Source organism: Salipaludibacillus keqinensis, assembly GCF_003226325.1.
Lineage (GTDB): Bacteria > Bacillota > Bacilli > Bacillales > Salisediminibacteriaceae > Salipaludibacillus > Salipaludibacillus keqinensis.
This window is the reverse complement of the sequence record NZ_PDOD01000006.1, coordinates 197449-222836: the sequence shown is the minus strand read 5'-3', so window position 1 is coordinate 222836 and position 25388 is coordinate 197449. Positions and strand designations below refer to the sequence as shown.

Sequence of the window (25388 nt, the reverse complement as noted above, 5' to 3'; positions counted from 1 at the left end):
ATACATAAAATATCAGCATAAACAGCTGAAAAATACTCACATTGAAAAATGCGAGAGGAGAAAAGGAACAGCATGTCTGAAGAGAATATTCGCTACACCGATAATATGGAAAAAGCTCTGCAACAAGCTCATGGAATTGGGCATGAAGCTTATAAAAACGATTTAGATAAAAAAATCCAAATCGAACAAGACAGAGAAAAAGATTATCAAAAAAGTTTAGAAGTTGAACAAGAATTAGCAAAAAAAATTAGTCGATAATTTGAACACTATTGTCATTTCCAACCTTTTCATTTATTTCCCCCCTTATAAATAAATGATTATATGAGCGATCAGCTTTAGCTGATCGCTGATTTTTTGTGGTTTAAGATCTGTTCATGCTAAAATAGATCAAGGTGTTAGAAGAACGTTTGAAATGAGGGACGAAGTGAATGGAACAATCACCATTAATTAAAGATGGCGCTATCCACTTAGGGATCTATATTCTGCTTATGATCATGACGTTATGGCTCCCTGTTGCAGGATTGATTAGCCTCTTTTTTTTAGCTATACCTTTTATCTTTTTCACGAAGAAACATGGTTTAAAGGCTGGTATTACGTTAGCCACTTTGTCATTTTTCTTACTTTTTATTATCATCGGACCGATTGCCCTTCCTTTATCTTTTACTTTTGCAGCTAGTGGTGTGGTCATTGGTGAAGGTTATCGGCGTAACAGAGAGGCATTCGCTGTTCTGTTAGGTGGTTCGTTAAGTTTTATTACCGCGTTTATTCTTATTTATGTAGGGAGTATTCTCATTCTTGATGTAAATCCAATTGAAGGATTTCAAGATGTTATGATGGAATCGACGGAGATGACAGAAGATCTGTTGGTTGTAATGGGGGATGAACAAGGAGAAGCATTGGAAATGGCCCATGAATTTATAGATGGGCTAGTGGTTATTGCTCCTACTCTGATGATCATCGTTGGGGTTATTTTTGCTTTTATCGTTCAAATAATCGCAGGGGCTTTGTTAAGAAAAAAACACCGAGATGTAAATAGGTTTCCACCACTTAGGGAGTGGAGCTTTCCAAAAGCGTTTATATGGTATTATTTACTTACCTATTTGTTCATATTAATAGGGGTGGATGAAGGAACGGCATTACACACAGTTGTGGCAAACCTTAGGCCAATATTGGATGTGGTCATGGTTATCCAGGGGCTTGCACTTATGTTTTTCTATTTTCACTTTAAGAGATGGAGTATCGTGATTCCCGTTATTCTCGTTGTGATTTCATTTCTTTTTCCGATTTTCCTTCATATCTTACGAATCTTAGGTATAATTGATTTAGGTTTTGACTTGAGAAAGCGGATGAACGCGCAGAAATAGGAGTTGTGAAGAATGCCGAAATTCCTGTTAAGAAAGTGGCATGGATATCACGTCATTGCCTTGTTTAGCGTAGCTGTGCTGTTTACTGGAATATTAACGTATTTCCAATGGCAAGTAGGGCTTATAGGGTTTGCAAGTTTAGGAGTTGTCCTCTTTCTAATCATTCGGGCGAGAACCCATTTTGAAAGAGACTTATCCGAATACATTTCTACATTAACGTACCGGGTCAATAAAGCGGGGGAAGAAGCAGTAACTAAACTGCCTATCGGAATATTACTTTATAATGAAGACCGGGAAATTCAATGGACCAATCCATATTTAGCAAGACTTGTGGAGCAAGAGTTGGTTGGAGAATCGATTTCATTTTTTTCCAGTCATCTTAAGGATGAAGTGGATAAAGATAAGAAGCGGTTTTTAGTAGAAATACTTGATCATAATTATCGTGTTTTCCATGAACCTAATGAACGTTTGCTCTATTTTATTAATGTGACAGAAGAGCAGGAATTCAAAGATTTATTTGAACGAGAAAAAACAGTGCTCGGACTCATTTACCTTGATAACTATGATGAAGTAACCCAAGGTATGGATGATCAAATTCGCAGTAAATTGTTAACTCACGTAACAGACTCATTAAACCGATGGTCGAAAGAGCACGATATATTTATTCGAAGAACGGCAGCTGACCGATTCGTCGCTGTTTTTAATGAAGATTCACTGAAAGTATTGGAAGAAAATCGCTTTACTATCCTGGATGAAATCAGAGATAATACAGCGAAAGAAAAAGTTGCCGTCACTTTGAGCGTAGGCATTGGCAGTGGAGAGTCATCACTCCGGGAGCTGGGAAGTTTAGCTCAATCCAGTCTTGATTTAGCTCTTGGAAGAGGTGGAGATCAGGTCGCGATCAAAGAAAAGAATGGTAAAGGGCGGTTTTATGGCGGTAAGTCAAATGCTATGGAAAAGCGCACGAGAGTCCGGGCCCGTGTGATTTCTCACGCTATTCGGGATTTCGTCCTAGAAAGTGATAAAGTATTTGTCATGGGTCACAAAAATCCGGATATGGATTCAGTTGGTGCGGCAATAGGGATGTTGAAGATTGCCGAAGCTAATGGAAAAGACGGCTTTATTATATTAAATCCAAATGATGTGAATCAAAGTGTTCATAAACTACTGGAAGAGATTGAAGGTCATAACGATTTGTGGGCTCAGTTTATTACCCCGGAAGAAGCAAGAGAAGAGGCGACAGACGATACATTAATGGTTGTGGTAGATACCCATAAGCCATCTCTTGTGATGGATCCGAAGTTACTAGAAAGAATGGACCGTACGATTGTCATTGATCATCATCGACGAGGTGAAGACTTTATTGATGATGCCGTGCTTGTGTACATGGAACCTTACGCTTCATCAACGGCGGAGCTTATTACAGAACTTCTAGAATATCAACCTTCTCAGCCTGATTTAGATGTGTTAGAGTCCACAGCACTACTTGCTGGAATCATTGTAGATACGAAAAGCTTTGCCATCCGAACGGGCTCACGGACATTTGATGCTGCTTCCTATCTTCGCAGTCGTGGAGCAGACACTACGTTGGTTCAAAAACTATTAAAAGAGGATTTTGACCAGTATGTGAGACGTTCGAAACTGATCGAAAAAGCGTACATTTATTCTGGTGGAATGGCAATAGCTAAAGGTTATTCTGATGAATCTTATGGTCAAGTGCTTATTGCACAGGCAGCTGATACGTTGCTTACTATGAATAACGTGGTTGCGTCTTTCGTCATATCGAAATTAGATGACGGACGAGTTAGTATTAGTGCTCGTTCTCTTGGTGAAGTTAATGTGCAGGTGATCATGGAAATGATGGATGGCGGAGGACATTTAACGAATGCGGCTACGCAGATAGATGATTTGCTGATTGACGAAGTGGAAGAATTATTGAAAGAAAAAATAGACGAATATTTCAAAGGGGGACAATCATCGTGAAAGTCATCTTTTTGGACGATGTAAAAGGAAAAGGTAAAAAAGGCGAAGTGAAGAATGTATCAGAGGGATACGCAAGAAACTATTTGTTAAAAAATAATCTTGCCGTAGAGGCAAATAAAGGTAATATGAAATCGTTAGAAAAAAAGCAAGAAAGTGAAGAGCGTCAGACTGAAAAAGAACTTGAAGCGGCAGAAAAGTTCAAGGAAGAATTAGAAAATATGACGATTGAACTAACTGCAAAAGCTGGAGAAAACGGTCGGTTATTTGGTGCTGTAACAAACAAGCAGATTGCTGAAAGATTGAAAAAAATGGACTTGAAGATTGATAAACGGAAAATTGAGATGAACGAACCGATCCGTGCTTTAGGGTATACGAACATAAAAGTAAAAGTTCATCCTCAAGTCACTGCTACTTTAAAAGTACATGTAGCGGAAGCTAAATAGACTCTTCGTATAGGAGTGCTTTGAGCATTTCTATCGAATGATTTGCATTAATTTTACGTGGGAAATGAGGGAATCAAGTCATGTCTGACTTATTTGCCGATCGAACACCACCTCAAAATATTGAAGCCGAACAGGCGGTGCTAGGGGCGATTTTTATTGAACAAGAAGCCCTCGTCACCGCCTATGAACGTTTAATTCCTGAGGATTTTTACCGAGCAGCCCATCAGCGAATTTTCACAGCCATGTTAGATCTTTCCGAGAAAGGTGAGCCGGTGGACTTAATTACGGTCACCTCGGAATTGCAAACAAAGAAATGGCTCGAAGAAATTGGTGGCGTATCGTATTTGAGTGACTTAGCAAATGCTGTACCAACAGCAGCCAATGCACTTTATTACAGTCAAATTGTTGAAGAAAAATCGTTGTTACGTAGGCTAATACGTGTAGCAACAAACATTACCTCTGAAGGTTACGCTGCTGATGAAGACGTAGATTCTATTTTAAATGCAGCGGAAAAGTCTATACTAGAAGTTTCTCAAAAGAAAAATTCAGGTGAGTTCGTAGAGATTAAAGATGTTTTAGTAGAAGCCTTTGATAAAATTGAAATGCTTCAGCATACAGCAGGTGACGTCACAGGCATTCCTACTGGCTTTACGGAGCTAGACCGAATTACAGCCGGGTTCCAGCGAAATGACCTCGTCATTGTAGCTGCTCGTCCATCTGTAGGTAAAACAGCCTTCGCCTTGAACATATCACAAAACGTAGCCACAAAAACGGATGAAAATGTAGCCATATTTAGTTTGGAGATGGGGGCTGACCAACTTGTCATGCGTATGTTGTGCGCAGAGGGGAATATAGACGCTCAGCGACTTCGTACAGGAAAGCTTGAAGACGAAGATTGGCAGCGGCTAACGATGGCCATGGGAAGCTTATCAAAAGCTGGTATTTATATTGATGACACTCCCGGAATCAAAGTCAAAGATATTCGATCCAAGTGCCGAAAATTAAAACAAGACCGTGGCCTCGGAATGATCATGATTGACTATTTACAGCTCATTCAAGGAGACTCGCGTAGCGGGGAAGGTAGACAACAGGAAGTCTCGGAAATCTCCAGAGAATTAAAAGGGCTTGCCCGTGAACTGGAATTACCCGTTATTGCTTTATCCCAGCTTTCTCGTGGCGTTGAATCTCGACAGGATAAGCGTCCGATGATGTCAGACATTCGAGAATCGGGTAGTATTGAGCAAGATGCTGATATTGTTGCTTTCCTCTACCGAGATGATTATTACGATCAGGAATCAGAAAAAAAGGATATCATTGAAATTATTATTGCGAAGCAACGTAACGGACCCGTTGGAACAGTGGAGCTCGCATTCGTGAAAGAATATAACAAGTTCGTCAATTTAGAACGACGTTATGACGAGGGTGATATGCCACCAGGTGCGTAAGGACAATAGAACGATGGGAAAAACGAGACAACATATGCGTCTCGTTTTTTTTGTTACAAAAAAAGTATATGAAAGAAGATATATATTATCTTGTGATCAAGTTCACAATTTAGCCACCAGTTTGCAACGAACTGTTCACAGGTTGCCCGGTGGTAACCACGGAATCCATACTATACTAGAACTATAGAGAGCGAGTTAGTGATCACTAACAAACAGCCTAAATGAACTTATCATTCTTATAAATACAAGTGATCGTCAACTCCCTTCCTAAAAAAAACGAAACCTTACGAGGAGGAATTATCATGTTTATGGATTTCTTAAGAAACAACAAAATTGCAGCGGGACTTTTGACAGTGTTACGAGTGTACATTGGGTGGCAGTGGTTAACAGCAGGGTGGGGGAAAGTCGTCGGCGAACCATTTGATGCATCAGGTTATTTAACAGGGGTAGTCGGAAACGAAGCAGTCATGGAGCAGTATCCAACGTATCACGCGTTTATTGAAAACTTTGCCTTACCAAATGCAGGCGTGTTCAGCTTCATGGTCGCATGGGGTGAATTGTTAGTCGGACTTGGTTTAATTGTCGGTGTTCTTACAACAGCAGCAGCATTCTTTGGTATCATGATGAACTTCGCATTTATGTTTGCAGGAACTGTTTCTTCAAATCCTTGGTTAGTATTACTAACAATTTTCATCTTAGCAGCAGGCTACAACGCTGGTAAATTTGGTGGGGACCGTTGGGTAATTCCTTACATTCGCACAGTTGTATTTAAAAATAAACTAATGCCAACAGACCATCGGCAAGTAGCATAAATCATAACATCAAAACATTCCCGTCACATCGACGGGAATGTTTTCTTATGTATTACATTATAAACTAATAAACGAATGAAAAACATAAATCGCTTAGTATTGTTCGGGATATAGTTGACTGTAGCAGGTGAAACTGATAAACTAACGATGGTTCATTTGGTAAATGCCAATGATTTTCATATGAAAAATATAAATGCAGGAAAATAAAGTTGGAGGTGCTCGATTCATGCCATCTGTTGTCGTTGTAGGAACGCAGTGGGGAGACGAAGGAAAAGGAAAGATTACTGATTATTTATCAGAGCAGTCAGAACTGATTGCACGGTATCAAGGTGGAAACAATGCAGGCCATACAATTGTGTTTGGCGGTACGAAATACAAACTGCACTTGATCCCATCTGGAATTTTTTATAAAGATAAGACGTGCGTGATCGGAAATGGAATGGTGATTGATCCAAAAGCGCTTGTGAAAGAATTGACTTACTTACATGACAAAGGTGTAGACACAAGTAACCTTCGCATTAGTAATCGTGCACATGTGATTCTTCCCTACCATTTGAAGCTTGATGCGGTGGAAGAGGAAAGCAAGGGAGCAAATAAGATCGGGACGACAAGAAAAGGTATAGGTCCTGCCTATATGGATAAAGCGGCACGCGTTGGAATCCGTATAGTAGACTTGTTAGATAAAGAAACATTCCAGGAAAAACTTGAAATAAATCTTCGTGAAAAAAATCGTATGCTTGAAAAAATGTATGATGTGGATGGATTTAAAATCGAAGACATTCTTGAAGAATACTATGAATATGGTCAGCAGATCGCTCATTACGTGGCTGATACTTCTGTCATCTTAAACGATGCTCTCGACGGCGGAAAGCGTGTCTTGTTTGAAGGTGCTCAGGGGGTAATGCTTGATATCGATCAGGGGACGTATCCATTCGTAACGTCTTCGAACCCAATTGCTGGTGGTGTAACGATTGGTTCTGGTGTTGGACCATCTAAAATTGATCATGTCGTGGGTGTATCGAAAGCTTATACGACACGTGTAGGGGATGGACCCTTCCCAACAGAACTGGACAATGAAATTGGAGAGAAAATTCGTGACGTAGGTAACGAATACGGAACGACCACAGGCCGTCCAAGACGTGTAGGTTGGTTTGACAGCGTAGTTGTTCGCCACGCTCGCCGCGTCAGTGGAATTACTGATTTATCACTGAATTCCATTGATGTGTTGACTGGTATCGAGACATTAAAAATCTGCGTAGCATACAAGTATCGTGGTGAGATCATGGAAGAATTTCCAGCAAGCTTAAAAGTTTTGGCTGAATGTGAGCCTGTATATGAAGAAGTGCCAGGGTGGACTGAAGACATTACAGGAGTGAAGTCATTACATGACCTTCCTAGAAATGCGATTTATTATGTGGAGCGCATCTCTCAACTAACAGGGATTCCTTTGACGATTTTCTCTGTAGGACCAGACCGTACACAAACGAATCTTGTACGTGGCGTATTTGCTTAATATCTGAATGAAATTTCTTGTGAGCTCTGAGAATTATTTTTTCAGAGCTCTTGATTTTTGAATGGATATTCGTTAAAGTAAGAAAGGTTCAACAAGTGATCAAAAATAGATATTTTTTTCTTTTAAAAAACTATTGCCTATTTTTAAAATGAATGGTAAGATATATCTTGTCGCTGAAAAGTGATCTGAAGTATGAATGAAGTACTTTGTAAGATCCTCGTTTTCAGATGAGAGCCATTAGCTCAGTTGGTAGAGCATCTGACTTTTAATCAGAGGGTCGAAGGTTCGAGTCCTTCATGGCTCACCATGTTTTCTTTATTGACATGGCCCGTTGGTCAAGTGGTTAAGACACCGCCCTTTCACGGCGGTAACACGGGTTCGAATCCCGTACGGGTCACCAAATTATTTCTTGACAGATTTTAAGTTTTCATGTATAGTTAGATCTGTTGTCCCTCATACTAAATGTATGAACTGAGAAACGAATATTATTGTCGCGGGGTGGAGCAGTCTGGTAGCTCGTTGGGCTCATAACCCAAAGGTCGGTGGTTCAAATCCGCCCCCCGCAACCAAATTTAATTTGCTCCTTCATCGATTATTCTTAGTTTAGAAAACTCGATAAAAGACAAAGTAGTAGTACTTAATAGGTGCTATTTTTTATTTGAAACAATGAAACATACATATGATTTATTCAAAGGTCCCGTGGTGTAGCGGTTAACATGCCTGCCTGTCACGCAGGAGATCGCGGGTTCGATTCCCGTCGGGACCGCCATTTTTATTTTATCGTAAACTTTAGCATGGCTCGGTAGCTCAGTCGGTAGAGCAACGGACTGAAAATCCGTGTGTCGGCGGTTCGATTCCGTCCCGAGCCACCATCTTTTGAGTGCTGGCCTAGCTCAATTGGTAGAGCAACTGACTTGTAATCAGTAGGTTGGGGGTTCAAGTCCTCTGGCCAGCACCATTTTATATAATAGTTCAATCCTATCTTATAGATAGGATTTTTTTGTGCGTGAAATATATAAAAATAAATACTGGCTTAATTATATGACCGTAATTATGAAATGTTGTCTGAATTTGTTATTTGTAAGAGCTTAGTTAAAATACAAAAGAACTGCCAATATGAAAAGGCTTTTCCTACTGAAAGAAGGAAATTTCACACTAGACGAGGAATTTGAGCTGTAATAAAAAAGAACATCTGAAAAGTACCTTTCCATTTTGTGAAATGTTCAGCTCTGACGGGCTATATCATTTCCTAGGAAATAATGGTGAAATATAAATAGTCTTCTCCTTCTTGTGCACATAAAGAGGTTTCCTTTGAAAAAGTTATGAAGGTTTTCTAGAAACTTCCTGTGTCTAGCTAGAGAAGTGATTTTTTTATGTGATAGAATAGAAGGAGTGAATCAGGAAGAGGAGCTGGTGAGAAAATGGATAAGCAAAAAATTCTAGTAGTTGATGATGAAAAACCGATAGCGGATATTATAAAGTTTGGTTTAGAGAAAGATGGATTTGAAGTGATCTGTGCTTATGACGGCAGTGAAGCTGTTGAAATGGTGAAGGAGCATGTTCCGAATCTTATTCTTCTCGATATCATGCTTCCGTCGATGGATGGTATGGAAGTGTGCAGGGAAGTACGTAAGACGTATGATATGCCGATTATTATGCTGACAGCTAAAGATTCAGAAATTGACAAAGTTCTTGGCCTAGAACTAGGTGCAGATGATTATGTAACGAAGCCTTTTAGTACGCGTGAATTGATTGCACGTGTAAAGGCGAACTTACGTAGAAATCAAAAAGTTCAAGAAACAGATACAGAGACGAAAAACATTGAAATTGGTCCTTTGTTAGTTCAACCAGATGCCTACTTAGTGACGAAACGAGGAGAACCAATAGAATTGACTCACCGTGAATTTGAACTGGTTCATTATCTTGCCCGACATATTGGACAAGTTATGACGAGAGAACATCTGCTGCAAGCCGTGTGGGGATATGATTACTTCGGAGACGTACGTACCGTAGATGTCACCGTGAGACGGTTGCGCGAAAAAGTAGAAGATAATCCTAGTAATCCGGCGTGGATTGTAACTCGGCGTGGTGTAGGGTACTACTTGCGTCAGTCCGATCAGGAGAATTAAATATGAAAAAGATTCGCTTTTATAAATCAATTCACGTAAAAATTGTCATCATTTACGTGTTATTGATTCTGATCGCGATGCAGGTCATTGGCGTGTATTTTACTAGACAGCTTGAAGATCAACTTGTAGAAAATTTTAATACAACATTAGAAGAACGAGCTGAATTAGTAGCCTACAATGTGGAGCAGGAAATGATAAGGGATGAGGATGAAGTAGAGCGTTCACTTCGTGCAAGAATAGATGAATTGTTGACACAACTTTTTAATATGGATCATGCAGATGTGCAAGTAATTGACCAGAACCAAGTCGTTGTCACTGCTACAAATCCTGATCAACAAATTTTTGTGGGTCAACGTGTCACAGATACTCGTGTGAAGCGAGCATTGGCATCTACTGATAGTGAAGAAGATATTCTTCGTAAAACGACTACAGGTCACCGAACGAGAGTATTGGCCGTTCCGATAATTTCAGAGGACCAAACAATAGGTGCTGTTTACATTGAGGCGTCAATGGAAGAAATCTACGATCAGATGCAGGATATTAACCAAATATTATTCACTGGTACATTTATTGCCCTTTTACTTACAGCAGCGCTTGGCATATTCTTATCAAGGACGATTACAAGACCGATCGTTGATATGAAGAAACAAGCCGTTGTCATGGGAGAAGGAGACTTTTCTAGAAATGTACGGGTTTACGGTCATGATGAAATCGGTCAACTAGCAGCAACATTTAATGAACTGACAAATAAGCTTCAAGATGCTCATGCTACGACAGAAGGGGAAAGAAGAAAGCTGTCATCCGTATTAACTCATATGACGGATGGTGTAGTGGCCACCGATAAGAATGGAAAAATCATCTTAATGAACCGTCGAGCGGAAGAAATGCTAAATCAAACACAAGAAGAAGCTATAAATTCTGAGATTATGAAACTATTGAATTTAGATAAATTCATGAAGTTGGATGATTTATATGGCATGATTGATCCGATTTTACTTGATTTTGATATTGAGCATGAGGAGACTATTCTTGAAGCCCATTTTTCAGTCATTGAGAAGGAAACGGGTGAAGAGAACGGGATTATTGCTGTGTTGCATGATGTTACAGAGCAAGAACGTATAGAAGAGGAGCGAAGGGAATTCGTCGCTAACGTGTCGCATGAACTGCGGACACCACTAACGTCAATGAAGAGTTATTTAGAAGCATTAGAAGATGGAGCTCTTGAAAATCCAGAAGTAGCACCTCACTTTATTCAAGTAACGTCTAATGAGACGGAGCGAATGATCCGCCTAGTGAACGACTTGCTACAATTATCGAAAATGGATAGCAAAGATTATCAAATGGTTATGGCTAGCATGAATGCAACCACTTTTGTGAACCATGTCATTGATCGGTTCGAGATGGCCACGAAAAATCAAGAAATTCAATTTAAACGAAAGATTCCTGATCGAGCCATTCCTGTTATGGGTGATCGCGACAAGCTGACTCAGCTATTAGATAATATCATCTCAAACGCTATCAAATACTCACCCGAGGGTGGGACAATTACATGTACGTTAAAGCCTGAAAAAGACCGTGTCGTGATTAGTGTGAAGGATGAAGGGGTTGGCATTCCGAAAGACAACATTCCTCACGTATTCGACCGTTTCTATCGAGTAGATAAAGCAAGATCGAGAAACCTTGGTGGGACCGGGTTAGGTCTAGCGATTGCGAAAGAAATCGTGAATGCTCATGCAGGTCATATATGGGTAAGCAGTGAATGGGGAAGAGGAACGACATTTTCGTTCACCTTACCGTACGATGAGGTAGAGGGGGATGGATCATGATCGAAAATTTAAAAACTGCCATCCTCTGGCTTATGATCTTAACCAGTGTGGCATTAACATGGCTCATCTGGACTTATCAACCTGCATACAATGAGCTAGAAGAATCAGGTGAGAGTTATGTAGAAATTGAAGATATCGGTGATACTCGTTCTTTATCTGAAATTCTTCATCCTAAAGAGGTCCTCGTGCATAATGAAGAAGAGATCTCACTCGTTTTACCCGGGAATGATCGATATGATGAATTAGACGAGCTCATGGATACATTAGATTTGGAGTATCTGCATCCTAAAGGTAGTAATAATGCACCTTCTTTAGAACGATTCTACACAGGAGTGGAGATTGTTTTCGCTCAACCTCTAAAAGGAGAGTGGCTGGAAGAGTTATTTTCAATTGAAGAACAGAATATACCAATTGAAGAGATTGACCGGATGATTTTTGTTGATAATTCATCTTCGTCAGTAGGAACAGAAGTGTTAGTCCAGTTTGTCGATCATGCGAATGAAGCCATATATGAATCAGATACTTCAATTTCTGTAGACCAATTAGAAGATTTTGCAGAAGATACGGAAGAATATCATACTCCCGTAGAAAAACGGGTGTTTCAAGAGCGAAGTAATAGTGACTATCAACCTATTCATTATGTTACCACTGAACCTATTACGTTAAGGAAGTATACGTATGAATCTCAAGATCTATCTTCTCAAGCCTTTACACAAATTCTTTTTAGCGACCCTGATTTTGTTAGACGTTACCCACAAGGTGGACAAGATGAGACCTTTACAGATGGGAATCGAATGATGACCATTTTGGATAGCGGGTCAATCCTAAAATACGAACGACCCGATGTTAGTTCAGCGGGAGAACTTGGTCAAACAGCGATTCTTGAAGATGGGCTGGATTTTATTAATAGTCATTCAGGATGGACCAATCAATTTTATGCAGATCAATGGAGTGAAACAAATGTAAACGATCTAGTACGTTTTCGCTTGCATGTAGGAGGACTTCCTGTATTTAGTTCGAATATGAATGAGGAACTGCTGTACACAATTGAATTGACTCGAGCGGGCAATCAAATTACCGAATACACTCGCCCAATGTTTCAATTAGAAGATGAACCATTTGAAATCGATACGACTGTGAGGATTCCTTCGTTTGATGTTATAGAGCTTCATATTGAAGAGAATGAAGTATTTAGTATGGATGCAGTTGAAGGGATTCGAATTGGTCATAAAATGGAGCGGCAACGATCCTTTGCTACATTTGAGCCTGCTTGGTACGTAAACATAAGGGGAAGATGGACCGAGCTTGACATCCCCTCAGACTTAGATCGTGAGGTGATTCAAGATGGATTGGAGTAAAACGAAGACCATCTTTATCTTAACGTTCCTTTGCTTAAATATTTTCCTTGGATACCAATTGTATGAGAAGCATAACCGAGGAAACCTTAATTTTCTTACTGAAGCCTCTCTTCAAATGAGGTTAGATGACAATCGTATTGAGATCGAAATTGAAGATGCTGAGGAAACGATTGATGGAGCACCTATTACTGGGACGGTCCGCCCATTCCAGGAAGAATTCTTTATCAATTCCCTTGAAAGGCAGACGCCTTCAGTCATAGATGAAACCATTCTTTATTCAGAATTGGACAGCCCTTCACCACTAGTTTCAGCTAATTTAAGGGCGAGTGTTGAGGCTTTTTTACAACAGTATGTTTATCATGGAGATGAATACGAATTCGCTCAATTTAATGAGCAAGAGCAGTATATTGGCCTGTATCAAACCTATAAAGGTAGGAAGATTGATCAATATGAACGAGAAGACTTTCACCTCGTTCTGCATCTAAATGAGGATTTAGAAGTAGAGTCTTATTCACAGAAATATATGTCGGTCAGTGAGCAAGAAGGACGGGAACAGGAATTACTGTCCCCACTAAAAGCTGTCGAACGTCTATTAAATCAACAGTATATTCGTCAAAATACAGTGATTACAGAAGCAGAACTTGGGTATTACAGCAGGATTCAATTAGATGCAAACTTCCAAGTGTTTGCACCGATGTGGCGTATAATAGCGAACGATGAGATATTTTTTGTCGATGCCATTAACGGAGAAGTGCAATCGGCTAGTTAGTTGGAGAGGGATAATCATATGAGTTTAAAATTTAGTGTTTTAGCCAGTGGTAGCACAGGCAATGCGATGTATGTGGAAACAGAGCAGCAACGTTTACTAATTGATGCTGGTTTAAGTGGGAAGAAGATTGAGCAGTCTTTCCAACGAATTGGTGTATCTCCAGCTGATTTGGATGGAATTCTCGTTACTCATGAGCATAGCGATCATATTAAAGGTGTAGGCATACTAGCAAGGCGATTTAAACTTCCTATTTATGCGAATGAAAAAACATGGAAAGCCATGGAACCTAAACTAGGAGTTATTCCATTAGAGCTTAAATTCCCATTTCAACGGGGGAAGACAAAGACATTTGGCGATTTAGATATTGAATCGTTTGGTGTTTCTCACGATGCTGCGGACCCCATGTTTTTTGCTTTTCGTCATGAGGGCCGTCAGCTAACACTTTTAACAGATACCGGTTATGTCAGTGAGCAAATGATGGATATGACAAAAGGGGCAAACAGTGTCATATTTGAATCCAACCATGATACAGATATGCTGCGTATGGGAAAATATCCTTGGAACATCAAACGTAGAATTCTGGGCGATGAAGGTCATGTATCCAATGTAGATGCAGGGATTGCTTTAGCTGAAATTCTTCGAGATACGAAAGCAGATGTTTATTTAGCTCATCTTAGCTTGGATAATAATATGAAAGAATTGGCCCGAATGACGGTCCAACAGACATTGGAACAGCATGACATTGAAGTAGGCAGACAAGTCAAACTATTTGACACAGATCCATCTGTACCTACTCCTTTGAAAGTAGTCTAAGCAAAAAACTTTTCCTTTACCTCTACGTTTATTTTCCTTTTCATGGGAAATTATAGAGATGTATGAAAAAATACCGAATTCAATTCATAAAGATAGACGAGAGCGGTCCGAATGAATAAAATAAATGTATACATTGAAATTAGTCACACAACTTTTATCGTTTTCCGCATAAAGAGGGGGGTTAGACATGGGTTATTATGATAATCATGCACCTTCTTCCTCAAGACGTCGTACTGGACAAAGAGGAACGAAGCGATCAGGTCTTGTTGGTTTTTTTGGAGCGGTTCTCGGTGCGCTCATTGTTGTGTTTTCCATTCCTGTTTTAGCATCAAATGGATTTTTGCCTTACGATGTGATACCAAAGAATTTGGATCCTATTGATGAAGAAGTCATGTCTGAATCAGATTTAGAAGAAGAAATAGAAATGTTAAATTTACAAACGACATCAGAAGTGATCGAAGCGGCTGGAAAAGTATCCGACGCTGTCGTCGGAGTCGTCAATATGCATCAATCTTCAGGTGGTCTTTTTGGAGATACGCCTGGCGGTGAAGGTACGGGTTCAGGTGTGATTTATAAAATAGATGGAGAGCGAGCTTATATCGTTACGAATCAGCACGTCATTGAAGGCGCAAGCCGAGGCTCCAGCAACATTGATATTACGCTTAATAATGGGGCGCGGGTGTCTGCCGAATTTATTGGTGAGGATGTCCTAACTGATTTAGCTGTTCTGACGATTGATTCAGATGGAATTGATACTGTAGCTGACTTTGGCAGTTCAGACAGCTTACAAGCTGGCGAACCAGCGATAGCTATCGGAAATCCTCTTTCTTTTGAAGGGTCCGTAACATTAGGAATTATTAGTGCTGTGGAACGGAGTCTACCTGTTGATTTAACAGGGAATGGACAGCCTGACTGGAATGCAGAGGTCTTGCAAACGGATGCAGCCATTAACCCTGGAAATAGCGGCGGCGCCTTGTTAAATATTCAGGGTGAAGTCATTGGAATCAACTCGATGAAAATTGCTCAACAAGCTGTAGAAGGGATCGGGTTTGCTATTCCTTCAGCTATCGTGTTACCGGTAATAGAAGATATAGAACAATACGGAGAAGTTCAACGACCTCAAATGGGCATCATGCTCCGGTCCTTACAAGAAATCCCGAGTTTTCATTGGCAGGACACACTAGGACTTCCTGAAGATGTGAAAGGTGGCGTATATGTAGAAGGAGTTGAACCAAACACTCCTGCTGCCGAGGCTGAACTACAAGAAGGCGATGTCATCGTTGGTCTGAACGACGAGGAAATTAAAGACGCGCACGATCTACGGAGGTTCCTATATACAGATGTTCGTATCGGTGAAACGATCAATGTAACATTCTACCGAGACGGTGAAGAACAAACGGTCGAACTTACATTAGATAAACAAGTATTTTAATTGGTGCAGGGGGGCAAATTAAGCCCTTCTGCTTTTTTTAGAGCCTGTTCTGAAAACGAAAATAAAGGTTAACATGCTAAACTTCAAATTGCTATTTTCGATTATTCAAGCATTTGTTAAAATGGAATCTGTGGATCGTGGTTAAGCTGATCTTAGAGTAAAATAAACTCCCTTTCAAGTTATTCACAAGAGGGTGTGGATAAAAATATTGTCAAGTCTAAAACTGATGTTCGTATGAATGTGATCAAAAATAAACAAGATGAAAATGAGGTGATGATATGCTATTTAGTTGTGAGAATCATGTAGAGGAAGCTTTAGAAGAAGCTTTGGAAGACGAGGGTTTACCGCCAGATTTTGAAATACTTCCACCAGAAGTACGTACTTCTAAAAAATGTTTTTTTTGTCATGAACAGGCGACGTATCAAGTAACCCCGCGTAGTTAATTTCCTCTTATATGACTGTGGATAAGTCTTAAAAAAAGAGAGTTGTAAGCGGTCTTTTACACACGTTTATCCACAATGTTACGATAGTGAATGAATGAGTATATTTAAAAGATACACGTACGCAAATAAGCGAATTCATTCGTTAAGTGATGAAATTGATCTTTTAGGGTTAGCCGGAGAGTTATTTTTTTAATCATAAAGAAGATGAAGTCAAAGAAAGAGAAAAAGATTAGAAATAAGGTTATCCACTTGTTTATAACGTGATAAAAGCTGTAATGAGCATAATTAACTTATTTAAGCTGTGTATATGTGGATAAGTCCTGTTGATAACTTTTCCTAGGAGGAGCCTGAATGAACATCTCAATAATATGTGTGGGAAAATTAAAAGAGAAGTATTTGAAGCAAGGCATTGAGGAGTATACGAAACGACTCTCTGCCTATGCGAATGTACAACTGATTGAAGTGGCGGATGAGAAAGCGCCAGAAAACATGAGTCAAACGGAAATTCAGCAATTGAAAGAAAAAGAAGGGGAGCGGATTCTAGGAAAAATCGGCCAAGATACTCATGTGATCGCGTTGGCAATCGAAGGAAATTCGTGGACATCTGAAAGATTAGCCAAAGAGCTGGACCAATTAGCTACGTATGGAAAAAGTAAAATTGCCTTCGTGATTGGAGGATCAGTTGGACTGAGCGATAGTGTTTTAAAGCGGGCTAATGCCCAGCTGTCGTTTTCTAAAATGACCTTCCCTCATCAACTTATGCGACTTATATTAGTGGAACAAGTCTATCGAGCGTTTAAGATCATGAAGAATGAGCCGTACCACAAATAAAGATTATCCTTTTTAGGACTGACTAGAGACATGAGGGGAGGGATTTCGTTGACAAATCAAGTGATCGTCTACTCAACAAATGATTGTATAGAGTGTGAGTTCGTCAAGAAAATGCTACTTCAAAATAACATTCAGTTTGAAATTCGGGACATAACAACAAATCAGAAGTACCAACAAGAAGTTGAGAAATATGGATATTTAGGAGTTCCAGTGACTGTGTTTGGCGATACTGCCGTCAAAGGAATGAATCCGGACTTGCAAGCGCTAGTGGAAAGAATGAAAGAAGTGTAGCTATGTAAAAAAAGTAGAAGTTGTCACGTAATACTTTGCTTTGTTTGAGTGTGAAAAAAGGCTACTACTCCGCACGATTTTTCATTTCCATCGGAACCACATACAAGCCATCTCCGTCTAGCCACTCTGCATAGAGCACGCCTTGGCTGTTAGGGTAACCTAATGCTGATAATTGATTGGTAAGCCAAGGACGTGTGAATCCTAACTCTCGTAAATTTTCTTCTAGTATTTCACCGTCAAGAATCAGACTTACTGGTAAAGAAATAGAGGTTACTTTCAAGTTGAGATCTCCGATTGTCACCTTTTTATATTTGGATTTCTTTAGGATACTCATTTCTCCATTTGACTCTAAAATAGCATAGGCCACCTCTCTAACTGAAAAGACTTCACTTTGTCTCAGGAGGCTCAACAGCTGGTTAATATTCATACGATTTTTCTTTAACTCTTTCCGGTCAATGTGGCCATTTCGTATGACGATCGAAGGTTTTCCTTCTAAGGTTCCCCGCAGACTTTTGTATTTCAGTAAACTATTTTCCATCACAACCATTAATAGTCCCCACAAAATAATAGAAAAAGCAATATAATGTAGGGGAACATTAGATTCAAATACGCCATTCCCCAGAAGCTCCGACAAGACAATGGCTGAGACAAAATCAAATGGAGTGAGTTGCTTAATGGTCGTCTTTCCTAGTAATCTCGTAACCAAGAAGAGCATAAAGAAGCCCAAGATTAATTTAATAGACATATCGAAGAAAGTAGGTTCCATTTGTTTTCTCTCCAAACTATACGTTTTCATACAGTATGGACGAATTTGAAAACCTTCATTCTTATGGTAGTTAAAGATTATACTAGGCTTGTTCTTCAACATGATAAAAAGGAGTCATTTTATGATAATAGAAACAAAAGCGGACATCATTGAAATAATAGAAAAAGATGAATATATGATGGAGATTTTACAGACGGCGAAGTCATTAAACCTTCCTGATTGGTGGATATGTGCTGGGTTTGTACGGGCAAAAATATGGGACTCACTGCATAACTTTAGTGAGCGAACAACGACGGCCGACGTGGATGTGATATATTTTAATGCTGAGAAAATGGATGAACGGGAAGAGAAGAAATGGGAACAACTATTATCTGACCTTTTGACAGACGTTCCGTGGTCCGTAAAAAATGAAGCAAGAATGCATGTGGTGAACAACATTCCACCGTATACTTCTTCTGTAGACGCTATATCAAAATTCCCCGAAACCGTAACAGCCTTAGGGATGAAGATCGATGAGGATGGTAAAGTGTTATTGACCGCCCCGTGTGGAATAGATGACCTTCTCAACATGCAAGTGAAACCTACTCCCTATTTCAAAAAGACGAAAGAAAGAGCCAATATTTATGAACAGCGACTCAGGGAGAAGAACTGGCAAGCTACTTGGAGGAAAGTCCAGGTTCAACATCTGTCGCCGGATAAGTTCATAGAAGAATAATTATTAGTTTGCTGGGCCTGCCCGAATCTTTTAAACACCAAGAATAACCTTGGCACGAATAAGAGATTCATGCCAAGATTTCTGAAATCTTATTTATGTTCAGTAACGGATAGGTTTTAAAAGAGACCCAGTTGCTTGATTCTTTCTGCAGCTTCCCTTAGACGATGTTCTTCGGCTACAAGGCCAACCCTCACAAAGCCTTCGCCATATTCTCCAAATCCAACTCCAGGGGCTACAACTACATGAGCCTGCTCAAGAAGGAGGTCGGCAAATTGTTGGGAGGTATAGCCTTTCGGAACAGCCAGCCATGCAAAAAATGTCCCTTTCGGTGCTTCTACATGCCACCCAGCTTCTTTCAAGTGTTCAATCAATACATTCCGTCTCTTTTCATACGTTTTGACTAGACTGCGCACCTCATCTTGCGGACCTAGGAGTGCATGTGCTGCAGCCTGTTGGACTGCACCAAATAAACTGACGTACATATGATCTTGAATGAGGTTTAGGCTCTCAATTACTGAAGAATTTCCAACTGCAAAACCGACTCGCCATCCGGCCATATTATACGTTTTTGACAAGGTGTACATTTCTATTCCAATGTCTTTCGCACCCTCGGTTTCGAGGAAACTCCGTGGTTTTTTCCCGTCAAAACCAATCGCCGCATAGGCAAAATCATGGCAGACGCAAAGGTCATATTTGTCGGCTAATGCGACCGTCTCTTTGAAGAAATCTTCTGTAGCAGTGCCAGCAGTGGGATTGTTCGGATAATTTAAAAACATGAGTTTAGCTTCACAAAGATCGGCTTCGTTAAGCTCAGAATACTTGGGCATAAAACCGTGCTCTTTTTTTAATGGCATAAAGGATGCTTTCGCATTAGCCAAAGCAATCCCAGACATGTAATCAGGGTATCCAGGGTCAGGTAGCAAAGCGGTATCTCCGGGATTTAATAAGCATTGGCTTAACTCTACCAATCCAGTTTTCGCTCCACCTAGAATCGCTACCTCCGTTTCTGGATCAAGTTCCACATCATATTCTCGTTTATAAAATTCGCAAATCGCTTCTTTTAAAAAAGGTTGTCCACGAAAGGGAGAGTACTTATGGTACAGGGGATTATTTGCTGATTCTTTCAATTCTTCCACCACATGTGAGGGAGTAGGAAGGTCAGGATTTCCTTGACCTAGATTAATAACATCGTGGCCTTCTTCAGATAGTTGCTGTACTTTTTTCACGAGGTTCGCGAAGAACTGTTCAGGTAATCGGTCTAGTGTCTTTGATGGTTCAAAAGTTCGCATATAGTCCACATCCTACTGTTCATGATTAGATATTATTCACTATGATAATGATATCTGAATGCTATGTAAAGGATATCGTTAGACAATTTCGAATCTTGACACACTAGTGGGTGAGTGTCATACTTTTGATCATTATTTACCGGATTGAAGATACTTTTAGTATAGTCAATTTGAATGAAGGTTTAGAGAATATTAGATTGCAACAGAAAAACACCGTGTGAGGTGATGGGGATGGATATCAAAGTACAAGGAGCTCCAAATATATATATATGTGAACAAGGGGCATTAGACAAGCTTAAAGACGAGGTTGAAAAACAGAACTTTCATAAAGGAATGGTGATCCACGGGACAAAGTCATGGGAAGTAGGAAAAGAATTTATCGAGCCTCTTCAATTAAACACGGTGAACGTTCCTTACAGTGGAGAATGTTCTAAAGAAGAAGTGTCAAGATTGAGTAAGATCTTTGCATCAGAAGAGGCAGACTATATTATAGGGGTAGGCGGAGGAAAAGTCATGGACTTGGCCAAAGCCACGGCTCATGAAATGAACGTGCCACATGTATTGGTTCCGACATTAGCATCAAATTGTTCTCCATGGACCTCTTTAAGTGTATTTTATAGTGAGAAGGGGAAATTCGTGAAATATGAAGTGTTTCCTAAGAATGCATTTATGGTAGTGGTAGACCCTAACCTGATCGTGGACTCTCCTGTAGAATATTTAAGAGCAGGCATCGGTGATACGATTGCTAAATGGTACGAAGCAGAAGTGCTTGTGAAACCTTTATCTGTAAAACCACTTTCAGTTGATATCTCTCTTCACGCGGCGCGACTGTGCCGTGACGTTCTGATCGACGAAGGGGCGGTTTCGATTGAAGCGCTTAAAAAGAACGAAGTCAGTGTATCTTTTGTCAAAGTGATTGAGACTATTATCATGGCCGGTGGAATGGTAGGAGGTTTTGGAGACCGGTTTGGAAGAATAGCTGGCGCTCATTCCATTCATAATGGTTTAACGGTCATCGACAACACACACAATTTTCTACACGGAGAGAAAGTGGCTTACGGGATCCTCGTTCAGTTAGCGATGGAGCGAAGATTCGATGAAATTGAACGTCTCTATTCTTATTATCTCGAATTAAAATTACCAGTATCTCTCCAAGACTTAGGTATTGTTGACAATATTTCTGACGCTATAAAGCGAATTGCTCATGCGTCAACAAAAGAAGGCGAATCGATCCTTCTTATGGCGGAATCCGCAGCCTCGTCTGTAGAAGTTGCGATGAAAGAACTAGAGACCTTTATTTACCAGAAAAAACAGTCGACCAATCTCATATAACGAAGGATGTGAAGTTAATGAAATTAAACGTTGCTTTAATTCAAATGGACATTGCGTTTGGCGATCCTAAAACAAACTACAGTAATGTAGAACGTTTTTTTCGAGAGGCGGCAGGACAAGGTGAAACAGATGTAGTTGTATTGCCTGAATTATGGACCACTGGGTATGATCTCACTTCTTTAGATCAAATTGCTGACGTAGAAGCATCGGAGAGTATCGCTTTTATTTCTAAACTGGCCATGAAATACAAGGTAAATGTCGTCGCAGGATCCGTCGCGAAAAAATCAGAAGCAGGTTTGACTAACACGATGCTTGTCATCAATCGTCAAGGCCAATTAGTGAAGGAATACAGCAAAGCCCATTTGTTCCGATTAATGAATGAGGAGAAATATTTGGTAGAAGGAAACGGTGATGGGTTGTTTCAGCTAGATAACCACTTATGTGCAGGGGTGATCTGTTATGATATTCGCTTTCCTGAATGGATCAGAACACATATGCTCAATGATACGAAAGTGTTATTTGTCGTAGCTGAATGGCCGAAGCCTCGGGTGGACCACTGGCGGGCTCTGTTGATTAGCCGGGCCATTGAGAACCAGTGTTACGTAGTAGCATGCAATCGTATCGGTTCTGATCCGAATAATGAATTTGGCGGTCATTCCATCATTGTTGGACCTTGGGGAGAAGTCATATCAGAAGGGAAAGACAAGGAAATGATCTTGTTCGGTGAAGTTGATTTTGACGAGGTAGATCGAGTGAGAGACACCATTCCTATCTTTTCTGACAGACGCACGGAGCTGTATAAATTATAAATACCAATTGTGTTCTTTAAAAAATGGTTGACATCAAAAATAGCTTTATAGTAAAGTGAATGTCAGACTTATTAAAACAATCAAATACTTTCTTATCAAGAGAGGTGGAGGGACTGGCCCTTTGAAACCTCGGCAACAGGCTTTTATAGTCATTGTGCCAATTCCAGCAAGCGAACAGCTTGAAAAGATGAGAAGAGATGAAACCAATCTACCAACCTCTTCTTATATACGTAGGAAGAGGTTTTCTTATACTTTAAAATTTAACTACTCTAAAGGATTAAATCGGTAAAGTCTTCATCTACAATTCCTAGTTAACCTATTGGAAAATACTTGTATTCAGTGAAGCCAACAGCATTTTGCTGGTTGACGATAAATACTATCAAGATATTACGCACAGAGGAGATGGAAAAGTTGAAAAAAATCGTATCAGGAATCGGCATATCATTATCATTAGGAGTATTAGCTGCTTGTGGTGGGAATTCAGAAGGAAATGAACTGTCAGAAGATGAATTGAAGATTGGCGTGACGGCAGGACCACACGAACAAATTTTAGAAAAAGTAGCTGAACTGGCAGAAGAAGAAGGTTTAACGATTGATGTAGAGGTATTTACTGATTATGTAGTACCCAATGTGGCATTAGCTGAAGGGGACCTTGATGCGAATAGTTTTCAGCATCAACCTTACTTAGATGATTTTAAGGAAGACCGTAACTTAGATATCACTGAAGTAGCTACGACGGTAAACTTTCCAATGGGGCTTTATTCCTCTGAGTTATCAGATGTAGATGAAATTGAAGAAGGGGACAATATAGGGCTTCCGAATGATCCGACAAACGGAGCTCGAGCGTTGATGTTATTTGAAGAGGCAGGCCTGATTACGCTAGAAGAAGATATTGGATCTGATGCGTCTGTACTAGATATTGTCGACAACCCATTAGACTTGGACTTTGTTGAATTAGAGGCTTCCCAGCTTCCACGTCAGTTGGATGAATTGGCTGCAGCCGCTATTAACACGAACTACGCCATTGAACACGGGTATGTCCCAACGGAAGATTCTATTTTCATTGAAGACGGAGATTCTCCATGGGTCAATTTGATTGCTGTACGTACAGAAAATGAAAATGATGCAGTGGTTGATAAGCTCATCAGCATTTATCAATCAGATGAAATCAAAGACTTCATCGAAGAAGAATTTCAAGGTTCCGTCATCGCTTCTTGGTAACACGAGAATATCTAGATGCCCCTATCATAGGGGCATTCTGTTTTATAATAAGACTCAGTAATCAGTAAGGGGTTATAGAGATGATTCAATTAAAAGAGATATCAAAGACGTTTTACTCTAAAAAAAATGAAGAAGTCACCGCATTGAAAGGTGTTTCCCTTGAGGTGAAACAAGGAGAGATTTTTGGCGTGATTGGTTACAGTGGAGCGGGAAAAAGTACTTTAGTACGCTGTGTAAACTTATTGGAAAAACCAACCTCCGGCGATGTCGTCGTCAATGGAGCTAGTTTAAAGAATATGTCTAAAAACGAACTGCGTAAAAGTAGACAAAATATCGGGATGATTTTCCAAGGGTTCAACCTGTTGAAAACCGCCACAGTTTACGAAAATATAGCCATTCCTTTGAAGCTCACCGGGATATCCAGTAAAGAAATTCCGACTCGTGTGGAAAAATATTTGGCCATCGTAGGCTTAGAAGACAAGCATCATGTGTACCCTGGACAGCTTTCAGGGGGGCAAAAGCAGCGAGTTGCCATTGCAAGGGCTTTATCTCACGAACCGGACGTTTTGTTAAGTGACGAGGCTACCAGTGCATTAGACCCTGAAACCACACACTCGATCCTTGACCTCCTGTTGAAAATCAATCGTGAATTTGGCATCACGATCTTATTAATTACACATGAAATGCACGTCATTCAAAAGATTTGTGACCGTGTAGCCGTCATGGAGAATGGGGAAGTGATTGAACAAGGAAACGTGATTGACTTATATTCGTCCCCTAAAAAGAGAACGACGAAAAAGTTTGTGAACAGTCTTTTTCCTAATGATCTTCCGAAAGAAATTTTAGAACAATTAAAAAAAAGAGGGCCGATTATCAGTATGACTTTTGTTGGAACGTCGGCTGATAAGCCAGCTCTGTCGCAACTCTCGAAGAAATTCGATGTAGATGCGAACATCTTATCAGGAAACATAGTTCAGTTAAAAGATAAACCTTTCGGCAAACTGGTGGCACATATTCAAGGAGAAACAGAAGAGACAGACAAAGCCTTGCATTATTTAAAAGAAGAAGGCGTTCAAGTGGATGAGGTGGAAATCAATGAATCTTAATGTTATTGCCTTTTATGATCGTTGGGGTGGCGTACTTGGAGAAGCGACGATTGAAACATTTCAAATGGTATTTATATCTTTGCTTATCTCAGTGTTGATTGGGTTACCATTGGGAGTTTTACTGGTTCTTAGTCGTCCAGATAAAAGCATGTCAAATCCATATGTGTATCAATCTTTAAATGTAGTCATTAATGTTCTTCGTTCTATTCCATTCATTATACTTTTGTTTTTCTTGCTTCCGTTTACGAAGTTTATCGTTGGAACTTCAATTGGAGTGAAAGGCGTAATTGTTCCTCTTGTGTTTTATACCGCTCCATATATCGCTAGACTAATGGAATCAGCCTTACTGGAAGTGAATAAAGGTGTGCTAGAAGCGTATGAAGCCATGGGAATTAAAACAAAGGATATTATCTGGCATGTTATGGTTCGTGAAGCCAAACCGTCTATTATTCTTGGCTTAACTATTGCCATCATTGGTTTAATTGGTGCAACGGCCATGGCAGGACTCGTTGGTGCAGGGGGATTAGGGGATGTCGCATATCGATTTGGCCATCTGCGCTACGAACCGGAAGTCATGTACGTGACTATCGTGTTGCTTATTATCCTTATTCAAGGGATCCAATCGATTGGAAACCGTTTAGCTGCAAAAGCGAAAAAAGATTAACTCGGAGGGTAAATAATGACTATACCTCATACTC

24 protein-coding genes, 6 tRNA genes and 1 riboswitch are annotated in these 25388 nt (G+C 40.0%); of the genes, 28 read left to right on the top strand and 2 right to left on the bottom strand.

Annotated features, from left to right (window positions below):
* Positions 1–72: 72 nt before the first annotated feature.
* The 22 genes from CR194_RS19430 to CR194_RS19325 all read left to right on the top strand — a co-directional run bounded on the left by CR194_RS19430 (position 73) and on the right by CR194_RS19325 (position 17452).
* Positions 73–258, top strand: a complete 186-nt coding sequence (locus CR194_RS19430; protein ID WP_110612161.1) for a hypothetical protein — start codon at positions 73–75, stop codon at positions 256–258.
* A 170-nt stretch (positions 259–428) separates the two neighbouring features.
* Positions 429–1364 (top strand): YybS family protein, encoded by a 936-nt coding sequence (locus CR194_RS19425; RefSeq protein WP_110612159.1) that lies wholly within the window; start codon positions 429–431, stop codon positions 1362–1364.
* A 12-nt stretch (positions 1365–1376) separates the two neighbouring features.
* On the top strand, positions 1377–3347 hold the full coding sequence (locus tag CR194_RS19420) for a DHH family phosphoesterase (RefSeq protein ID WP_110612157.1): 1971 nt from the start codon (positions 1377–1379) through the stop codon (positions 3345–3347).
* A complete protein-coding gene (gene rplI, locus CR194_RS19415; protein ID WP_110612155.1) occupies positions 3344–3790 on the top strand; it encodes a 50S ribosomal protein L9 in 447 nt (148 codons plus the stop codon). Before CR194_RS19420 ends, rplI begins: the two co-directional genes overlap by 4 nt.
* 80 nt (positions 3791–3870) lie before the next feature.
* Positions 3871–5235, top strand: coding sequence for a replicative DNA helicase (dnaB, locus tag CR194_RS19410; protein ID WP_110612152.1), 1365 nt, complete (start codon positions 3871–3873; stop codon positions 5233–5235).
* Positions 5236–5537: 302 nt separating this feature from the next.
* Positions 5538–6047, top strand: coding sequence for a DoxX family protein (locus CR194_RS19405; RefSeq protein ID WP_110612150.1), 510 nt, complete (start codon positions 5538–5540; stop codon positions 6045–6047).
* Between the two features lie 226 nt (positions 6048–6273).
* Entirely contained in the window at positions 6274–7560 is a 1287-nt protein-coding gene (locus CR194_RS19400) for an adenylosuccinate synthase (protein WP_110612148.1), read from the top strand.
* Positions 7561–7791: 231 nt separating this feature from the next.
* Positions 7792–7867 (top strand) — tRNA-Lys (locus tag CR194_RS19395).
* 18 nt (positions 7868–7885) lie between these two features.
* A tRNA-Glu gene (locus CR194_RS19390) sits at positions 7886–7960 on the top strand.
* A 92-nt stretch (positions 7961–8052) separates the two neighbouring features.
* Positions 8053–8129, top strand: a tRNA-Met gene (locus tag CR194_RS19385).
* A gap of 124 nt (positions 8130–8253) precedes the next feature.
* Positions 8254–8329, top strand: a tRNA-Asp gene (locus CR194_RS19380).
* A 27-nt stretch (positions 8330–8356) separates the two neighbouring features.
* A tRNA-Phe gene (locus tag CR194_RS19375) sits at positions 8357–8432 on the top strand.
* Between the two features lie 10 nt (positions 8433–8442).
* Positions 8443–8518: transfer RNA gene (locus CR194_RS19370), tRNA-Thr, on the top strand.
* Positions 8519–8981: 463 nt separating this feature from the next.
* Positions 8982–9689 carry a response regulator YycF gene (yycF, locus tag CR194_RS19365; protein ID WP_110612147.1) on the top strand — a complete coding sequence of 236 codons (708 nt, stop codon included), beginning with the start codon at positions 8982–8984 and terminating at the stop codon, positions 9687–9689.
* Positions 9690–9691: 2 nt separating this feature from the next.
* Positions 9692–11515 carry a cell wall metabolism sensor histidine kinase WalK gene (walK, locus tag CR194_RS19360; RefSeq protein WP_110612145.1) on the top strand — a complete coding sequence of 608 codons (1824 nt, stop codon included), beginning with the start codon at positions 9692–9694 and terminating at the stop codon, positions 11513–11515.
* Complete coding sequence (locus tag CR194_RS19355) at positions 11512–12873, top strand: YycH family regulatory protein (protein ID WP_110612137.1); 1362 nt, start codon at positions 11512–11514, stop codon at positions 12871–12873. The genes walK and CR194_RS19355 overlap by 4 nt, the downstream gene beginning before the upstream one ends.
* On the top strand, positions 12860–13642 hold the full coding sequence (locus CR194_RS19350; RefSeq protein ID WP_110612135.1) for a two-component system regulatory protein YycI: 783 nt from the start codon (positions 12860–12862) through the stop codon (positions 13640–13642). Before CR194_RS19355 ends, CR194_RS19350 begins: the two co-directional genes overlap by 14 nt.
* An 18-nt stretch (positions 13643–13660) precedes the next feature.
* Positions 13661–14455: an MBL fold metallo-hydrolase gene (locus CR194_RS19345; protein ID WP_110612133.1), complete on the top strand. Its 795-nt coding sequence runs from the start codon at positions 13661–13663 to the stop codon at positions 14453–14455.
* Between the two features lie 187 nt (positions 14456–14642).
* Positions 14643–15887, top strand: coding sequence for a S1C family serine protease (locus tag CR194_RS19340; RefSeq protein ID WP_110612131.1), 1245 nt, complete (start codon positions 14643–14645; stop codon positions 15885–15887).
* A 278-nt stretch (positions 15888–16165) separates the two neighbouring features.
* On the top strand, positions 16166–16330 hold the full coding sequence (locus CR194_RS19335; protein WP_110612129.1) for a CxxH/CxxC protein: 165 nt from the start codon (positions 16166–16168) through the stop codon (positions 16328–16330).
* A 351-nt stretch (positions 16331–16681) separates the two neighbouring features.
* The gene (gene rlmH / locus CR194_RS19330; RefSeq protein ID WP_110612127.1) at positions 16682–17161 is read left to right on the top strand and encodes a 23S rRNA (pseudouridine(1915)-N(3))-methyltransferase RlmH; all 480 of its coding nucleotides are present in this window, start codon (positions 16682–16684) and stop codon (positions 17159–17161) included.
* A gap of 48 nt (positions 17162–17209) precedes the next feature.
* Complete coding sequence (locus tag CR194_RS19325) at positions 17210–17452, top strand: glutaredoxin family protein (protein WP_110612125.1); 243 nt, start codon at positions 17210–17212, stop codon at positions 17450–17452.
* A 64-nt stretch (positions 17453–17516) separates the two neighbouring features.
* On the opposite strand, the gene CR194_RS19320 is transcribed toward CR194_RS19325, so the two are convergent.
* Complete coding sequence (locus tag CR194_RS19320; protein ID WP_233254437.1) at positions 17517–18248, bottom strand: DUF421 domain-containing protein; 732 nt, start codon at positions 18246–18248, stop codon at positions 17517–17519.
* Between the two features lie 91 nt (positions 18249–18339).
* Between CR194_RS19320 and CR194_RS19315 the strand changes: the two genes are divergently transcribed.
* Positions 18340–18933, top strand: a complete 594-nt coding sequence (locus CR194_RS19315) for a nucleotidyltransferase family protein (RefSeq protein ID WP_110612121.1) — start codon at positions 18340–18342, stop codon at positions 18931–18933.
* 116 nt (positions 18934–19049) lie between these two features.
* Here CR194_RS19315 and CR194_RS19310 read toward each other — a convergent pair whose 3' ends face one another.
* Positions 19050–20222: a pyridoxal phosphate-dependent aminotransferase gene (locus tag CR194_RS19310; RefSeq protein ID WP_110612119.1), complete on the bottom strand. Its 1173-nt coding sequence runs from the start codon at positions 20220–20222 to the stop codon at positions 19050–19052.
* Positions 20223–20453: 231 nt separating this feature from the next.
* On the opposite strand from CR194_RS19310, the gene CR194_RS19305 reads away from it, so the two are divergent.
* From CR194_RS19305 to CR194_RS19285, 5 genes are all read left to right on the top strand, one after another.
* Positions 20454–21554: an iron-containing alcohol dehydrogenase family protein gene (locus tag CR194_RS19305; RefSeq protein ID WP_110612117.1), complete on the top strand. Its 1101-nt coding sequence runs from the start codon at positions 20454–20456 to the stop codon at positions 21552–21554.
* A gap of 17 nt (positions 21555–21571) precedes the next feature.
* A complete protein-coding gene (locus CR194_RS19300; RefSeq protein WP_110612115.1) occupies positions 21572–22363 on the top strand; it encodes a carbon-nitrogen family hydrolase in 792 nt (263 codons plus the stop codon).
* An 89-nt stretch (positions 22364–22452) separates the two neighbouring features.
* A riboswitch (SAM riboswitch) is annotated at positions 22453–22557 on the top strand.
* 208 nt (positions 22558–22765) lie between these two features.
* Complete coding sequence (locus CR194_RS19295) at positions 22766–23584, top strand: MetQ/NlpA family ABC transporter substrate-binding protein (RefSeq protein ID WP_110612113.1); 819 nt, start codon at positions 22766–22768, stop codon at positions 23582–23584.
* Between the two features lie 80 nt (positions 23585–23664).
* A complete protein-coding gene (locus tag CR194_RS19290) occupies positions 23665–24690 on the top strand; it encodes a methionine ABC transporter ATP-binding protein (protein WP_110612111.1) in 1026 nt (341 codons plus the stop codon).
* Positions 24680–25354 (top strand): methionine ABC transporter permease, encoded by a 675-nt coding sequence (locus tag CR194_RS19285; RefSeq protein WP_110612109.1) that lies wholly within the window; start codon positions 24680–24682, stop codon positions 25352–25354. The genes CR194_RS19290 and CR194_RS19285 overlap by 11 nt, the downstream gene beginning before the upstream one ends.
* Positions 25355–25388 lie beyond the last annotated feature (34 nt).

Bases quoted from the DNA above. Each gene is read 5' to 3' on its own strand.
- CR194_RS19420 (WP_110612157.1), top strand. From the start codon at position 1,377: ATGCCGAAATTCCTGTTAAGAAAGTGGCATGGATATCACGTCATTGCC.
- CR194_RS19430 (WP_110612161.1), top strand. From the start codon at position 73: ATGTCTGAAGAGAATATTCGCTACACCGATAATATGGAAAAAGCTCTG.
- CR194_RS19305 (WP_110612117.1), top strand. From the start codon at position 20,454: ATGGATATCAAAGTACAAGGAGCTCCAAATATATATATATGTGAACAA.
- rlmH (WP_110612127.1), top strand. From the start codon at position 16,682: ATGAACATCTCAATAATATGTGTGGGAAAATTAAAAGAGAAGTATTTG.
- CR194_RS19295 (WP_110612113.1), top strand. From the start codon at position 22,766: ATGGAAAAGTTGAAAAAAATCGTATCAGGAATCGGCATATCATTATCA.
- CR194_RS19405 (WP_110612150.1), top strand. From the start codon at position 5,538: ATGTTTATGGATTTCTTAAGAAACAACAAAATTGCAGCGGGACTTTTG.
- walK (WP_110612145.1), top strand. From the start codon at position 9,692: ATGAAAAAGATTCGCTTTTATAAATCAATTCACGTAAAAATTGTCATC.
- CR194_RS19345 (WP_110612133.1), top strand. From the start codon at position 13,661: ATGAGTTTAAAATTTAGTGTTTTAGCCAGTGGTAGCACAGGCAATGCG.
- CR194_RS19310 (WP_110612119.1), bottom strand. From the start codon at position 20,222: ATGCGAACTTTTGAACCATCAAAGACACTAGACCGATTACCTGAACAG.
- CR194_RS19350 (WP_110612135.1), top strand. From the start codon at position 12,860: ATGGATTGGAGTAAAACGAAGACCATCTTTATCTTAACGTTCCTTTGC.
- yycF (WP_110612147.1), top strand. From the start codon at position 8,982: ATGGATAAGCAAAAAATTCTAGTAGTTGATGATGAAAAACCGATAGCG.
- CR194_RS19340 (WP_110612131.1), top strand. From the start codon at position 14,643: ATGGGTTATTATGATAATCATGCACCTTCTTCCTCAAGACGTCGTACT.
- CR194_RS19335 (WP_110612129.1), top strand. From the start codon at position 16,166: ATGCTATTTAGTTGTGAGAATCATGTAGAGGAAGCTTTAGAAGAAGCT.
- CR194_RS19285 (WP_110612109.1), top strand. From the start codon at position 24,680: ATGAATCTTAATGTTATTGCCTTTTATGATCGTTGGGGTGGCGTACTT.
- dnaB (WP_110612152.1), top strand. From the start codon at position 3,871: ATGTCTGACTTATTTGCCGATCGAACACCACCTCAAAATATTGAAGCC.
- CR194_RS19290 (WP_110612111.1), top strand. From the start codon at position 23,665: ATGATTCAATTAAAAGAGATATCAAAGACGTTTTACTCTAAAAAAAAT.
- CR194_RS19355 (WP_110612137.1), top strand. From the start codon at position 11,512: ATGATCGAAAATTTAAAAACTGCCATCCTCTGGCTTATGATCTTAACC.
- CR194_RS19425 (WP_110612159.1), top strand. From the start codon at position 429: ATGGAACAATCACCATTAATTAAAGATGGCGCTATCCACTTAGGGATC.
- CR194_RS19400 (WP_110612148.1), top strand. From the start codon at position 6,274: ATGCCATCTGTTGTCGTTGTAGGAACGCAGTGGGGAGACGAAGGAAAA.
- CR194_RS19320 (WP_233254437.1), bottom strand. From the start codon at position 18,248: ATGAAAACGTATAGTTTGGAGAGAAAACAAATGGAACCTACTTTCTTC.
- CR194_RS19315 (WP_110612121.1), top strand. From the start codon at position 18,340: ATGATAATAGAAACAAAAGCGGACATCATTGAAATAATAGAAAAAGAT.
- CR194_RS19300 (WP_110612115.1), top strand. From the start codon at position 21,572: ATGAAATTAAACGTTGCTTTAATTCAAATGGACATTGCGTTTGGCGAT.